Below are 13,984 nucleotides of genomic sequence, written 5' to 3'. Positions count from 1 at the left end.
CGCAGCGACGCGCTTGTAGAGAAAGCTTTCTCTATCATTTTGAATATTATTGGTTTTTCTTAATGTTCAACGTCTGGCAGGGCCGCCACCAAAGATACGGCACTCACCGTAAAAGAGAATTGCTTAACAAATTTGCAAAATGTATTGGCGCGTGTTTACGCCATTTGATACTTTCCGGCCTAATATTTTGCAGCATAAAACAACCAGATGAGAATTATTTTCATATAGTCCTCTTCTCAGATATCCGGCACAGGTCTCAAACAGGGGAGGCCTGGCAAGAATCGACGCAAGACGGCCATACGAGCGGTCAGTAATAAAAAAGTCGGTGATAGCAAGAAGTAAAAAAAGAACCTGACAGCAGCAAAAAAAACTCCTGCGCTGTACAGGCCCCAACAGGGGATTAAACAGCTGGCGAAAGCCAGTAATTATAATGAGTGGAGTACCAACACAATGTCCATCATCACAAAAAAAAATCTGGTAGCGGCGGGGATTTTAACTGCGCTAATCGCGGGCAACGCTGCAATGGCTGCGGACGTTCCTGCAGGTGTTCAACTGGCGGAGAAACAGACGCTGGTTCGTAACAACGGTGCGGAAGTGCAGTCTCTCGACCCGCACAAAATTGAAGGCGTTCCTGAGTCGAACGTTAACCGCGACCTTTTCGAAGGCTTGCTGGTGACTGACGTAGACGGCCACCCGGCACCGGGTGTGGCAGAAAAGTGGGAAAACAAAGATTTCAAAGTCTGGACCTTCCATCTGCGTAAAGATGCCAAATGGTCCGACGGTACACCGGTTACCGCCGAAGATTTCGTGTATAGCTGGCAGCGTCTGGCGAATCCAAACACCGCTTCTCCGTATGCGAGCTATCTGCAGTATGGCCACATCGCCAATATCGATGACATCATCGCTGGTAAAAAGCCGGTCACCGACCTGGGCGTGAAGGCGATTGATGCTAATACCTTTGAAGTGACGTTGAGCGAACCTGTTCCGTACTTCTATAAGCTGCTGGTTCACCCGTCCGTATCGCCTGTACCAAAATCCGCTGTAGAAAAATTTGGTGAAAAATGGACACAGCCTGCCAATATCGTGACCAACGGTGCCTATAAGCTCAAAGACTGGGTGGTCAACGAACGTATGGTGCTGGAGCGTAACCCGCAGTACTGGGATAACGCTAAGACCGTTATTAATCAGGTCACCTACCTGCCAATCTCTTCCGAAGTGACCGACGTTAACCGCTACCGCAGCGGCGAAATCGACATGACCTATAACAACATGCCGATTGAACTGTTCCAGAAGCTGAAGAAAGAGATCCCGAAAGAAGTTCACGTCGATCCGTATCTGTGCACCTATTACTACGAAATCAACAACCAGAAAGCACCGTTCACCGACGTGCGCGTTCGTACTGCGCTGAAGCTGGCACTGGATCGCGATATTATCGTGAACAAAGTGAAAAACCAGGGCGATCTGCCAGCGTACAGCTACACACCTCCGTATACCGATGGGATGAAGCTGGTTGAGCCTGAGTGGTTCAAGTGGTCACAGGAAAAACGAAACGAAGAGGCGAAAAAACTGCTGGCTGAAGCAGGATACACCGCAGATAAACCGCTGACGTTTAACCTGCTGTACAACACATCAGATCTGCATAAGAAACTGGCGATTGCGGTCGCGTCTATCTGGAAGAAAAACCTGGGCGTGAACGTTAAGCTGGAAAACCAGGAGTGGAAAACCTTCCTCGATACGCGTCATCAGGGGACCTTCGACGTGGCGCGTGCGGGTTGGTGTGCGGACTATAACGAACCGACCTCATTCCTGAACACCATGCTCAGCGACAGTTCCAACAACACGGCGCACTATAAGAGCCCGGCGTTCGACAAGATCATCGCCGAAACGCTGAAAGTGTCTGACGATGCGCAGCGCGCAGAGCTGTACGCGAAATCAGAAGAGCAGCTCGATAAAGATTCTGCAATTGTACCGGTTTACTACTACGTTAACGCCCGTCTGGTGAAACCGTGGGTAGGGGGTTATACCGGTAAAGACCCGTTGGATAATATTTCCGTTAAGAATCTCTATATTATCAAGCATTAATGGCAATACGTGGGGCGAGCCTGGCTTGCCCCACTGTGTCTACTTTGTAACATTCATCAGGCACACGCCAGAAGGTACGGGCAATGTTGAAATTTATCCTGCGTCGCTGCTTAGAAGCGATACCAACGCTATTTATTCTAATTACGATTTCCTTCTTTATGATGCGTCTCGCGCCGGGAAGTCCATTTACCGGTGAACGCACGCTGCCGCCGGAAGTTATGGCGAACATCGAGGCGAAGTATCACTTAAACGATCCCATCACCACCCAATACTTCAACTATCTGAAGCAGCTGGCGCACGGTGATTTTGGACCGTCATTTAAATATAAAGACTATTCCGTTAACGACCTGGTGGCCTCCAGCTTCCCGGTGTCGGCAAAACTGGGTGCTGCAGCATTCATTCTGGCCGTCGTTCTCGGGGTCACCGCAGGCGTTATCGCCGCGCTCAGACAAAATACCAAATGGGATTATGCCGTAATGGGGGTGGCAATGACCGGGGTAGTGATACCCAGTTTCGTTGTCGCGCCATTGCTGGTGATGATATTTGCCATCACGCTGAAATGGCTGCCCGGGGGCGGCTGGAACGGCGGGGCATTGAAGTTCATGATTTTACCGATGGTGGCATTATCGCTGGCATACATCGCCAGTATTGCGCGTATCACCCGTGGTTCTATGATCGAAGTGCTGCACTCAAACTTCATCCGTACCGCACGCGCGAAAGGGCTGCCGATGCGCCGGATCATCTTCCGCCACGCGCTCAAGCCGGCGCTGCTGCCAGTGCTTTCCTATATGGGACCGGCATTCGTCGGCATCATTACGGGTTCAATGGTTATCGAAACGATCTATGGCCTGCCGGGCATTGGTCAGCTGTTCGTTAACGGGGCGCTTAACCGTGACTACTCGCTCGTTCTGAGCCTCACGATCCTTGTGGGCGCGCTGACCATTCTCTTTAACGCCGTTGTCGATGTGCTGTATGCCGTTATCGACCCGAAAATCCGTTACTAACGCTGGAGCACGCCATGATGTTGAGTAAGAAAAACAGCGAGGTGCTGGAAAACTTCAGTGAAAAACTGGAAGTAGAAGGTCGTAGCCTCTGGCAGGACGCGCGCCGTCGCTTTATGCACAACCGTGCCGCGGTCGCCAGCCTGGTGGTTCTGGTGATCATCGCGCTTTTTGTGACCCTGGCACCTATGCTGTCGCAATTTACCTATTTCGATACGGACTGGGGCATGATGTCCAGCGCGCCGGATATGGAGTCTGGCCACTATTTCGGTACCGATTCATCCGGCCGTGATTTGCTGGTGCGCGTGGCGATTGGTGGTCGTATTTCACTGATGGTCGGTATCGCTGCCGCGCTGGTGGCGGTGATTGTGGGGACGCTTTACGGCGCGCTCTCCGGCTACCTTGGCGGCAAAGTAGACTCAGTGATGATGCGTTTGCTGGAAATCCTGAACTCCTTCCCGTTTATGTTCTTCGTTATTTTGCTGGTGACCTTCTTTGGCCAGAACATCCTGTTGATCTTCGTGGCTATCGGGATGGTTTCCTGGCTGGATATGGCGCGTATCGTGCGCGGCCAGACGCTGAGCCTCAAACGCAAAGAGTTTATCGAAGCGGCGCAGGTAGGGGGCGTATCAACCAGTAATATCGTGGTTCGTCATATCGTGCCTAACGTGCTGGGCGTGGTGGTGGTCTATGCATCACTGCTGGTGCCAAGCATGATCCTGTTTGAATCCTTCCTCAGCTTCCTGGGGCTGGGTACGCAGGAGCCACTGAGCAGTTGGGGCGCGCTGCTGAGCGACGGCGCAAACTCGATGGAAGTTTCACCGTGGCTGTTGCTTTATCCGGCGGGTTTCCTGGTCGTCACCCTGTTTTGTTTTAACTTTATCGGCGATGGCCTGCGTGATGCCCTCGACCCGAAAGACCGTTAAGGAGCGCCGTCATGACAATAATTGAAACGGCCACCGCGCCTCAGGCGCAACAGCAGAACAACCTTCTGCTGGATGTGAAAGACCTCCGCGTGACCTTTAAAACGCCGGACGGGGATGTGACCGCAGTCAACGATCTCAACTTTAACCTGAGCAAAGGTGAAACGCTGGGGATCGTGGGGGAATCCGGTTCCGGAAAATCCCAGACCGCTTTTGCGCTGATGGGCCTGCTGGCCGCGAACGGCGTGATTGGCGGTTCGGCAAAATTCAACGGCCGTGAAATCCTCAACTTACCGGAGCACGAGCTGAACAAGCTTCGCGCCGAACAAATTTCAATGATTTTCCAGGATCCGATGACTTCGCTGAACCCGTATATGCGCGTCGGCGAGCAGCTTATGGAAGTCCTGATGCTGCACAAAGGCCTGGGCAAAGCGGAAGCCTTTGAGGAATCCGTGAAAATGCTGGATGCGGTGAAAATGCCGGAAGCGCGCAAGCGCATGCGCATGTTCCCGCACGAGTTTTCCGGCGGTATGCGTCAGCGCGTGATGATTGCGATGGCGCTGCTGTGTCGGCCGAAGCTGCTGATTGCCGATGAACCGACTACCGCGCTGGACGTGACCGTTCAGGCACAAATCATGACCCTGTTAAACGAGCTTAAGCGTGAGTTCAACACGGCGATTATTATGATCACCCACGATCTCGGTGTCGTGGCAGGTATCTGTGACAAAGTGCTGGTGATGTATGCCGGGCGCACCATGGAATACGGCAAAGCGCGTGACGTGTTCTATCAGCCTGCCCATCCTTACTCCATTGGCCTGCTGAACGCGGTGCCGCGTCTTGATGCGGAAGGGGAATCCCTGCTCACCATTCCTGGCAACCCGCCAAACCTGCTGCGTCTGCCGAAAGGCTGTCCATTCCAGCCGCGCTGCCCGCACGCAATGGAAATCTGCAACAGCGCGCCGCCGCTGGAAGAATTTGCCCCAGGCCGTCTGCGCGCCTGCTTTAAGCCGCAGGAGGAGCTGGTATGAACGCAGTAGATGAAAAACGCAACGTGCTTCTCGAAATCGCTGACCTCAAGGTGCATTTCGACATCAAAGACGGCAAACAGTGGTTCTGGCAGCCGCCGAAGACCCTGAAAGCGGTGGATGGCGTCACGCTGCGCCTGTACGAAGGGGAGACCCTGGGTGTGGTGGGAGAGTCTGGCTGCGGTAAATCCACCTTTGCGCGTGCGATTATCGGACTGGTGAAAGCCACCGGCGGCAAAGTAGCCTGGTTGGGTAAAGATCTGCTGGGCATGAAGCCCGACGAGTGGCGCGACGTGCGCAGCGATATCCAGATGATTTTCCAGGATCCGCTGGCGTCATTAAACCCGCGTATGACCATCGGTGAGATTATCGCCGAGCCGCTGCGCACCTATCATCCTAAGATGTCGCGTCAGGAAGTGCGCGACCGCGTGAAGGCGATGATGCTGAAAGTCGGCCTGTTGCCTAACCTCATCAACCGTTATCCGCACGAATTCTCCGGCGGCCAGTGCCAGCGTATTGGTATTGCCCGTGCGCTGATCCTCGAACCTAAGCTGATAATCTGTGATGAGCCGGTTTCCGCGCTGGATGTGTCTATTCAGGCGCAGGTGGTGAACCTGCTACAGAAGCTGCAACGCGAAATGGGGCTGTCGCTGATCTTTATCGCGCACGACCTGGCGGTGGTAAAACACATCTCAGACCGCGTGCTGGTGATGTATCTCGGCCATGCCGTGGAGTTAGGTACCTACGATGAGGTGTACCACAACCCGCTGCACCCTTACACCAGAGCGCTGATGTCGGCGGTGCCGATCCCCGACCCCGATCTGGAAAAGAATAAAACGATTCAGCTTCTGGAAGGGGAATTGCCGTCGCCAATTAACCCGCCGTCGGGCTGCGTGTTCCGCACGCGATGCCCGATGGCGGGGCCGGAATGTACGAAAACGCGACCGGTTCTGGAAGGCAGTTTCCGACATGCGGTTTCCTGCCTGAAAGTAGACCCGTTATAATCGTAAGGGCTGACATGATGTCAGCCCTTATTTTTTGCGAGGTTATCGTGTCGCGTTTATTCACCTCAGCCCGTCGTCGGCTCTATCATCTTTTATTCGATCCTGAAACGGTATCGGGACGCCGTTTTGAAGGTCTCTGCGCGCTCTTTGCGCTACTCAGCGTAGTGGTCATATTTATTGAATCGGGTGTTGGTACGCAGTATCACCTGACATTTGAGGAATGGCATGCGTTTGTCTGGCTGGAGCTGATCATCACCCTGGTTTTTACCGCTGAGTATATTTTGCGGGTAATTTGCTGGCCCAATCCGGCGAAATACGTCTTCAGCTTCTGGGGCTTTATTGATTTAGCCACTATCCTGCCGCTCTATGTGATGTGGTTGTGGCCGGAGATCAGCCTCAACTATGTTTTCGCCTGGCGAGCGATGCGTGTTATTCGGGTATTACGTATCCTGAAATTGCTGCGCTTTATGCCGTCGCTGCGGGTATTCTGGAGCGCGATCGTCAGCGCACGACACCAGCTTATTCTTTTCTATTCGTTTATTGCCATCGTCATGATTGTTTTCGGCGCGCTGATGTATTTGATAGAAGGGCCGAAATATGGCTTCGCGACGCTCAATGCGTCCGTCTACTGGGCGATAGTGACCGTCACGACCGTGGGGTATGGCGATATCACGCCCCATACGCCGCTGGGGCGGATAGTGGCATCCGTGCTGATTCTGATTGGGTACTCGGTTATTGCCATCCCGACGGGGCTTATCACCACGCACATGAGCAGCGCGTTTCAGAACCGTAAACAGCGGCGCAAATGTCCGAACTGCCACCAGGCCGATCATGAACACAGCGCGCGGTTTTGCAACCGTTGTGGAAGTGCGTTACCGGATTAATTAAAAAAGGCTGCCATCGCAGCCTTTTTTATTATTCGCGCCAGAGTATATGGCACAGCTTGTGGTCTTTCTCGCGACACAGCAGGACGCGGGCGAAGATGTCGTTAATTTCACCGCCGTCTTCGTCAGCCAGCCCAATTACCACTTCGGCAAAGAAGTCAGGATTCAGGTCGAAATCCACATGTTCGGCCCAGTCCTCTGAAGGGTCGAACAATTCGGCACCGCCGCGCTCTTCGAACTGCAGATTAAAGAGGATCACGTCTGCGGGATCGAGGTTATCAACCGCCAGTTCGAGAAAAATGTCATAGGCCTGCTCGAGCGTTTCGTCTTCGGTCAGGCGATTGTTCAGATCCATTTCCATGATGACTACCTGTTTAACATCGTTGGGCACGTTTTACAGCAACGGACTAAAGAAGTAAAACAGTCGTTCAGCTATTCGCTGCCATAGCGGACGTTTTACCCACAGCCTGGCATCCAGCAGCCGCGAGCGGGAGATATAGTCATCCTGAACCGCCGCCAGGTCACCGCCAAAGCCGGCGTCATCAATCACCAGGGTGATTTCAAAGTTTAGCCACAGGCTGCGCATATCAAGGTTAACCGTGCCCACCAAGCTTAACTCGCCGTCAACCAGCACGCTCTTGGTGTGCAATAGCCCGCCTTCAAACTGATAAATTTTCACCCCGGCAGCCAGCAGTTCGCTAAAGAAGGCACGGCTGGCCCAGCCCACCAGAAGGGAGTCATTTTTGCGCGGCAGAATGATACTCACATCGACACCGCGCTGCGCTGCGGTACAAATCGCGTGCAGCAGGTCATCGCTGGGGACAAAGTAGGGCGTCGTCATGATCAGATATTCACGCGCGGAGTAGGTTGCCGTCAGCAGCGCCTGATGAATCAAGTCCTCCGGGAAGCCTGGTCCGGAGGCGATGGTATGAATTGTATGGCCGCTGGCCTCTTCAAACGGCATGATATTGCCATCCGGCGGCGGCGGCAGGATACGCTTGCCGGTCTCTATCTCCCAGTCGCAGGAGTACACGATGCCCATCGAGGTGGCAATCGGCCCCTCCATTCGCGCCATCAGATCCACCCATTGCCCGACGCCGGAATCCTGTTTAAAGAAGCGCGGGTCAACCATGTTCATACTGCCTGTGTAGGCAATATAGTTATCGATCATGACCATTTTACGGTGCTGGCGAAGGTCCATCCGGCGCAGAAACACGCGCAGGAGATTCACCTTCAGTGCCTCAACCACCTCGATACCGGCATTACGCATCATGCCCGCCCAGGGGCTACGGAAAAATGCCACGCTGCCCGCGGAGTCCAGCATCAGACGGCAGTGGATCCCCCGGCGTGCGGCCGCCATCAGCGACTCAGCGACCTGGTCAGCCATGCCGCCGGGCTGCCAGATATAAAACACCATCTCAATATTATGGCGAGCCAGCTGAATATCGCGAATCAACGCCTGCATGACATCATCGGACGACGTCAGTAGCTGGAGCTGATTGCCCTTCACGCCGCCAATCCCCTGGCGGCGCTCGCAGAGCTTAAACAGCGAGGAGGCGACGCTACTGTTCTCCTCGGCAAAGATATGCTTGCAGGCTTTGAGATCGTTAAGCCATTTCGCGGTGGAAGGCCACATGGCACGCGCCCGCTCGGCCCGGCGTTTACCCAAATGAAGCTCACCGAAAGAGAGATAGGCAATAATTCCCACCAGTGGGAGGATATAAATGATCAGAAGCCAGGCCATGGCAGAGGGTACGGCTCTGCGCTTCATCAGGATGCGTAACGTCACACCCGCGATTAACAGCCAGTATCCCAGAATGACCAGCCAACTCACCACGGTGTAGAAGGTTGTCATAGTTAAAAAAATCCTTTTGAAAGCGTATTGTTATGAGTGTACGCATCAGGATTCATCTGGCAAATAAAAACGCCAGGTAAAAGCGCTGGTTTGCTGCCGGGTTGGGTTTATAATGGCGACTCTGTTTGAGAAAGAGTTGTAGACATGAAGCGCAGTAGAACAGAAGTAGGGCGCTGGCGCATGTTGCGACAGGTGAGTCGTCGTAAGGCTCGTTGGCTGGAGGCACAATCCCGCCGCAATATGCGTATCCACGCCATCAGAAAATGTGGATTGACCCGGCACCGCAATGCGTTGCTGTTCGCAGTCCAGGATATCTGAAACCCATGAGGGCACCGCAAGGTGCCCGCTGATTATATAGTGTCTGATTTTGCGAATATCGTTATTGCGGCGATATTCCGGTTATTTTTAGCAAAAGGAGGGAGAGGTGTTTGCGGAGTTTGGTGTACTGAATTTCTGGACGTATGTTGTTGGCGCATTTTTTATCGTGCTGGTTCCCGGGCCAAACACCCTGTTTGTGCTGAAAACCGGGATTGGTCACGGAGTGAAAAAAGGGTATCTTGCCGCGACCGGTGTGTTTATCGGTGATGCGGTATTGATGTTTCTGGCCTGGGCGGGTGTTGCGGCATTGATCCAGACGACCCCCGTACTCTTTAATATCGTGCGCTATCTTGGGGCCTTCTATCTGCTGTGGCTGGGGGGCAAAATGATCTGGTCGGTAATTACCCGTCAGAATAACGCTCCAGAGAGCGGAACCGAGCCGGCCAGCACGATCATGAAACGCTCCCTCGTCCTGAGCCTGACCAATCCAAAAGCGATTCTGTTCTACGTTTCGTTCTTTGTGCAGTTTATCGACGTGAATGCGCAAAATACCGGGACCTCTTTCCTGATCCTCGCCACCACGCTTGAGTTGATTAGCTTTATGTACATGAGCTTCCTGATCTTCTCCGGGGCGTTTGTCACGCGTTATCTGAAAACCAAAAAGAAGCTGGCAAAGTTGGGGAACGGGCTGATAGGGCTGCTGTTTGTCGGATTTGCGGCGCGGTTAGCGTCGCTGCATTGATGTGACAAAAGGCTCCTGAGGGAGCCTTTTTAATGTCTGGCGTAACTGGAAAGCCGCGCCAGACAAGACTTCACGTTTTACTACTAGCAGTCAAAAGCCATAAAAAGCGGCTAGGGTGTGGACACATTGTGGACACTCTGACCACCATTGGCACCCTTCAACGGGTTAAGCGAAATCGCGTCCTGCAGGTACTGAGGAGCGAAGTGCGCATAGACCATTGTCTGCGCAATTTTCGTATGACCTAAGATCCTCTGCAGTGTGATGATGTTGCCCCCGTTAATCATAAAGTGCGTCGCGAAAGAGTGTCGTAGCGCATGTGTTGCTTGTCCGGCCGGTAAATCGGGCTTAACCTCTTTGAGGGTTCGCCTGAAGTCAGCATAACTGGCCTCAGGAAACAGAAAACCTCGTGTTTTGCCGACTACGTAAGCCGCAACGTCATCAGAGATCGGGACCGTGCGCGGTGTGTTGGTTTTCGTCTTAACGAAAGACACCCGGTTATACGGGCAAGTGACCGGTGTTGCGCGCGCTTTCAACTTCCCCCCGATGTACTGGAAAAAATACCGTAAGGGTCAGATGACGATCCGCATGGCATTTTCCGCTATTTCACGACTGATAAAGGATGAGTGGTGGGTTAACCAGCTCAAGACACAGCGTATGCGCTGGCGCGAGGCGCTGCTTATTGCTGCCGGTGAGGTCAACAAAGACCGTTCACCCTACGCCAGCAAAATGGCGATCCGCGATGTTCACTCGCGCCGCCTGGCTAATCTCGAATATCTGAAATCCTGCGAGCTCGAAAACAAAGTCACGGGCGAGCGTATCGACCTCATTAGCAAGGTCATGGGGAGTATTTCAAATCCTGAGGTACGCCGCATGGAGCTGATGAATACTATCGCCGGGATTGAACGCTACGCGACCAGCGTTGGTGACGTGGGGATGTTTATCACGCTGACCACGCTATCACCCGACCCGTCAGGTTGGCAAAGGTGAAAGCAAAACTGTGCAGCTCAATCACGGCTGGAACGAAACAGCATTCACACCCAAAGACGGCCAGCGCTATCTATGCCGAATCTGGAGCCTGATGCGTATAGCTTTCAAAGATAACGATTTAGATGTTTACGGGATGCGCGTTGTCGAACCGCACCACGACGGCACGCCACATTGGCACATGATGCTGTTTTGCAAACCCGGTCAGCGCAAAGCCATTAACGAAATCATGCGTCGTTATGCCCTCAAAGAGGACGGACACGAAAAGGGCGCGGCAAAACAGCGCTTTGAGTCCCGTCATCTTAATCAGGGCGGCGCGGCGGGTTATATCGCTAAATACATTGCCAAAAATATCGACGGCTACGCACTCGACGGCCAGCTCGACCACGACACCGGCAAGCCTTTGAAAGATACGGCCGCAGCCGTCACCGCATGGGCGTCTACATGGCGCATCCCGCAGTTTAAACCGATTGGCCTCCCGACGATGGGCGCTTACCGCGAACTGCGCAAACTGCCGCGCGGAGTGAGTATCGCCAGCGAATTCGACGACAGGGTCGAGGCCGCGCGTGCTGCTGCAGATGCAGGCGAATTTGACCAGTACATCATCGCGCAGGGTGGGGCAAACATGCCGCGTGATGCTCAGGCCGTCAGGGTCGCCCGCAAGGTGACGGATGAGGTCAACGACTATGAGGAAGATATCGAGAGGATTGTCGGGATTTATGCCCCTCACCTCGGGGCTCAACGTGTCCATGTAACCCGTACAGCTGAATGGCGAATCGTGCCAAAGGTTTTGGCCGTTGAGCCTTTGACCTTAAAAAGCGGCTCTGCCGCGCCTCGGAGTCCTGTCAATAACTGTGGAAAGCTCTCCGGGGATGGCGATCCAGTTATGACCCCTACACCGTCTGAGCATGCCGCAGCGGTATTGAATCTCGTTGATGACGGAGTTATCGCCTGGGATGACCCTGAAGTCGTGACGGCACTCAGAGGTGTGTTAAAACACAACCCACCGCGACCAAATCGCCAGCAAAAAAACGGCGAGCCGTTAAAACCGCACCAGATAGCGCCATCGGCGCGAATGACGAAAGCTGAACGGGCGCAGATTCCGCGCATCCTCTTCGAACTGTCGCAGAAGGGCATCACACCGAAGAGATGGGAACTTCAGGCGCTGGCGCGTGGGGCTGCGCTCGTCTACGGTGGGGGACGGTTTAATTTGAGTGTCAATGATGAGTGGAAAGGATTTCCGACTGATTTCGGGAGTGCATAACCTACTGAGAAGAACTATTATATGTGGCAACGTATTTTTTGAGCTGCGCAAGGTTTGCTTATGGAAGATGATGTTTTTCATATAACAAATGATGATATAGATAATAGCAATTATTCATCTATATTAGCCACCCCAAATTATTTTTCTGCTTATGAAATGGAGTCCTATTTTCGTTCACTCTCCAAAGAATATAAAGATTCTGACGATGAATCCTCTTGGAAATTATGTTATTTTTTACACGCTATTTTTAGTTTTCGCTTTTCACACGCTGGTGACATAATTGGTTTTGAACCTAAGCTATTACTTTATAGCCGAAGAGGTAGTCGACCTTCTGATTTCGATAGTGAATATAAAAGTATACTTTCTCATATAAAAAATAAGACAGATAATCCCTTTGTTATCTCGCGGGTGTGTGATGTCTTATGGCTTAATAATCGCAGGGATGCAGATACAGGTCATAAAGCTGTTTGCGCGTATGCTCAAATTATCAATAAAGTTTGCGATGAGTTGACTGTTGACTACCGTGCGATTGATTCAAGTCTGTTTGACATTATTGATACCCTTGAGCGAGGTCTGGCTTTAGCTTCCATGCTCAGCGGAAAGAAGAAAGGTTTTGATAACCCTATTATTGATTCCGCAAGGCGACTCTATGATATTCTATTTGAAAAACAGCTTTTTAATGGATTCTTAAGACTTTCGGGATTGCTATATAAATATAGTATAATAGATGCCGTATCTCTAGCTAATAATGGAATGGTGATGGCTGACATCCATTACCATAGTGCGTATTTTGAGGCTGTTAAAAAATTACTATCATTTTCCGCTGAGCTTTTTTTACGTAAAAATTTAAATGAGCAACACAAAGAATGCCTAATAAAATGTGCTGAGTTGACATTGATCCAATATGATAAAGCTGATTCGGCTATGAATAAAGTTCATTGGTTGCGGACTGCTCTAGGAGAGTATAGAAGTATTGGAGGTATGGGGGATAAAATTTCATATATAAGGTCAAGGTTAGAGATTGAGAGAGAATTAATAAATGATGAGATGTATGTTTTTTCATCTCCGCTAGATCTGAGTGATGTCGTTAAGCAAGTTAAAGAAGATTATCTTGATTTGAAACTATCTGAAATATATAAAAGAATGCTTATAAGATTTAGTGTTCCTGATATAGGTGATCTTAAAGAAAAAGCTAAGCGCGATGCTAAAGAATATGCTTTCCTTAGCATGGTGGGTTCTGATGTTCTTGATGAAAAGGGGCGCTTGGTTGCGTACAGAAAACCTATTTCATCGTCAGATGAAATTTCTTACGAACAAGCTTGTGCTAATTACTTGAGAGGTTGTCAAATTGATCATCAAATATATATTGGAGGTGAGTTTGAAGTTATACGTACAGATATTATGAATAAGTTTTCATTGAATGAGAATTCATTCGATGTAATAACCTTTCAAAGTCTTTTTGTGCCTCCTGGTCACGCGGAAATTTTCTCTCTCGGATTTTATAGGTTGTGGCAAGGGGATTATATGTCTGCTTGTTATTTGTTAATTCCCCAACTTGAAAACTCAGTGCGTTGGGTACTAGAATCAAATAAAAAAGAAACAACAAAAATTGATACTCAGCTTTTTGAAGAGGCTACAAGCCTATCTCAGATTCTCTCTAATAATAGAAGCTATATGGAAGATGTTTTTGGTCCAAGGATAGTCTTGTTAATCGATTTGCTCTTCAATATGAAAGGTGGCCCATCATACAGACATGACCTGGCACATGGCCGAATGTCAATAAATCATTGTTATTCTCCATCCGCTGTTTATGCATGTTGCTTTATATTCTATCTAACTTGCTTGCCATTATTTAGTAATTGGGACAATTTAGTCTCTCCACATTTCGACTCACAAGGATAG

General features: G+C 51.2%; 11 protein-coding genes and 2 pseudogenes. 10 read left to right on the top strand and 3 right to left on the bottom strand.

Annotated elements, in window-relative coordinates:
• Window positions 1–450: 450 nt before the first annotated feature.
• The 6 genes from oppA to V1603_RS16490 all read left to right on the top strand — a co-directional run bounded on the left by oppA (window position 451) and on the right by V1603_RS16490 (window position 6,919).
• Window positions 451–2,082 (top strand): oligopeptide ABC transporter substrate-binding protein OppA, encoded by a 1,632-nt coding sequence (oppA, locus tag V1603_RS16515; RefSeq protein WP_028013430.1) that lies wholly within the window; start codon window positions 451–453, stop codon window positions 2,080–2,082.
• Window positions 2,083–2,165: 83 nt separating this feature from the next.
• Window positions 2,166–3,086 (top strand): oligopeptide ABC transporter permease OppB, encoded by a 921-nt coding sequence (gene oppB / locus V1603_RS16510; RefSeq protein ID WP_028013429.1) that lies wholly within the window; start codon window positions 2,166–2,168, stop codon window positions 3,084–3,086.
• 14 nt (window positions 3,087–3,100) lie between these two features.
• Entirely contained in the window at window positions 3,101–4,009 is a 909-nt protein-coding gene (gene oppC, locus V1603_RS16505; protein ID WP_116339411.1) for an oligopeptide ABC transporter permease OppC, read from the top strand.
• An 11-nt stretch (window positions 4,010–4,020) separates the two neighbouring features.
• The gene (locus V1603_RS16500) at window positions 4,021–5,034 is read left to right on the top strand and encodes an ABC transporter ATP-binding protein (RefSeq protein ID WP_116339413.1); all 1,014 of its coding nucleotides are present in this window, start codon (window positions 4,021–4,023) and stop codon (window positions 5,032–5,034) included.
• On the top strand, window positions 5,031–6,035 hold the full coding sequence (gene oppF, locus V1603_RS16495) for a murein tripeptide/oligopeptide ABC transporter ATP-binding protein OppF (RefSeq protein WP_395312969.1): 1,005 nt from the start codon (window positions 5,031–5,033) through the stop codon (window positions 6,033–6,035). The genes V1603_RS16500 and oppF overlap by 4 nt, the downstream gene beginning before the upstream one ends.
• A 14-nt stretch (window positions 6,036–6,049) precedes the next feature.
• Window positions 6,050–6,919: an ion transporter gene (locus V1603_RS16490; RefSeq protein ID WP_395312968.1), complete on the top strand. Its 870-nt coding sequence runs from the start codon at window positions 6,050–6,052 to the stop codon at window positions 6,917–6,919.
• Between the two features lie 31 nt (window positions 6,920–6,950).
• On the opposite strand, the gene V1603_RS16485 is transcribed toward V1603_RS16490, so the two are convergent.
• Window positions 6,951–7,280: an HI1450 family dsDNA-mimic protein gene (locus tag V1603_RS16485; protein ID WP_006810881.1), complete on the bottom strand. Its 330-nt coding sequence runs from the start codon at window positions 7,278–7,280 to the stop codon at window positions 6,951–6,953.
• Window positions 7,281–7,313: 33 nt separating this feature from the next.
• Window positions 7,314–8,774, bottom strand: coding sequence for a cardiolipin synthase (cls, locus tag V1603_RS16480; RefSeq protein ID WP_028013424.1), 1,461 nt, complete (start codon window positions 8,772–8,774; stop codon window positions 7,314–7,316).
• 144 nt (window positions 8,775–8,918) lie between these two features.
• Here cls and V1603_RS16475 point away from each other — a divergent pair, with 144 nt between their 5' ends.
• Together V1603_RS16475 and leuE are read left to right on the top strand one after the other, a co-directional pair.
• The gene (locus V1603_RS16475) at window positions 8,919–9,092 is read left to right on the top strand and encodes a YciY family protein (RefSeq protein WP_086379783.1); all 174 of its coding nucleotides are present in this window, start codon (window positions 8,919–8,921) and stop codon (window positions 9,090–9,092) included.
• A 106-nt stretch (window positions 9,093–9,198) separates the two neighbouring features.
• The gene (gene leuE / locus V1603_RS16470; protein ID WP_116339417.1) at window positions 9,199–9,834 is read left to right on the top strand and encodes a leucine efflux protein LeuE; all 636 of its coding nucleotides are present in this window, start codon (window positions 9,199–9,201) and stop codon (window positions 9,832–9,834) included.
• Between the two features lie 110 nt (window positions 9,835–9,944).
• On the opposite strand, the pseudogene V1603_RS16465 reads toward leuE, so the two are convergent.
• A pseudogene (locus tag V1603_RS16465) lies at window positions 9,945–10,334 on the bottom strand (tyrosine-type recombinase/integrase); the annotation flags it as partial.
• On the opposite strand from V1603_RS16465, the pseudogene V1603_RS16460 reads away from it, so the two are divergent.
• Window positions 10,327–12,082, top strand: a pseudogene (locus V1603_RS16460) (replication endonuclease); the annotation flags it as partial. The pseudogenes V1603_RS16465 and V1603_RS16460 sit on opposite strands and share 8 nt — an antisense overlap.
• Before the next feature lie 60 nt (window positions 12,083–12,142).
• Window positions 12,143–13,984, top strand: coding sequence for a hypothetical protein (locus tag V1603_RS16455; protein ID WP_395312967.1), 1,842 nt, complete (start codon window positions 12,143–12,145; stop codon window positions 13,982–13,984).

The organism is Enterobacter sp. ECC-219 (assembly GCF_043966805.1).
GTDB lineage: Bacteria > Pseudomonadota > Gammaproteobacteria > Enterobacterales > Enterobacteriaceae > Enterobacter > Enterobacter cloacae_N.
Note: the sequence above shows the minus strand (reverse complement) of the source record. Positions and strands in the feature narration are given on the sequence as shown.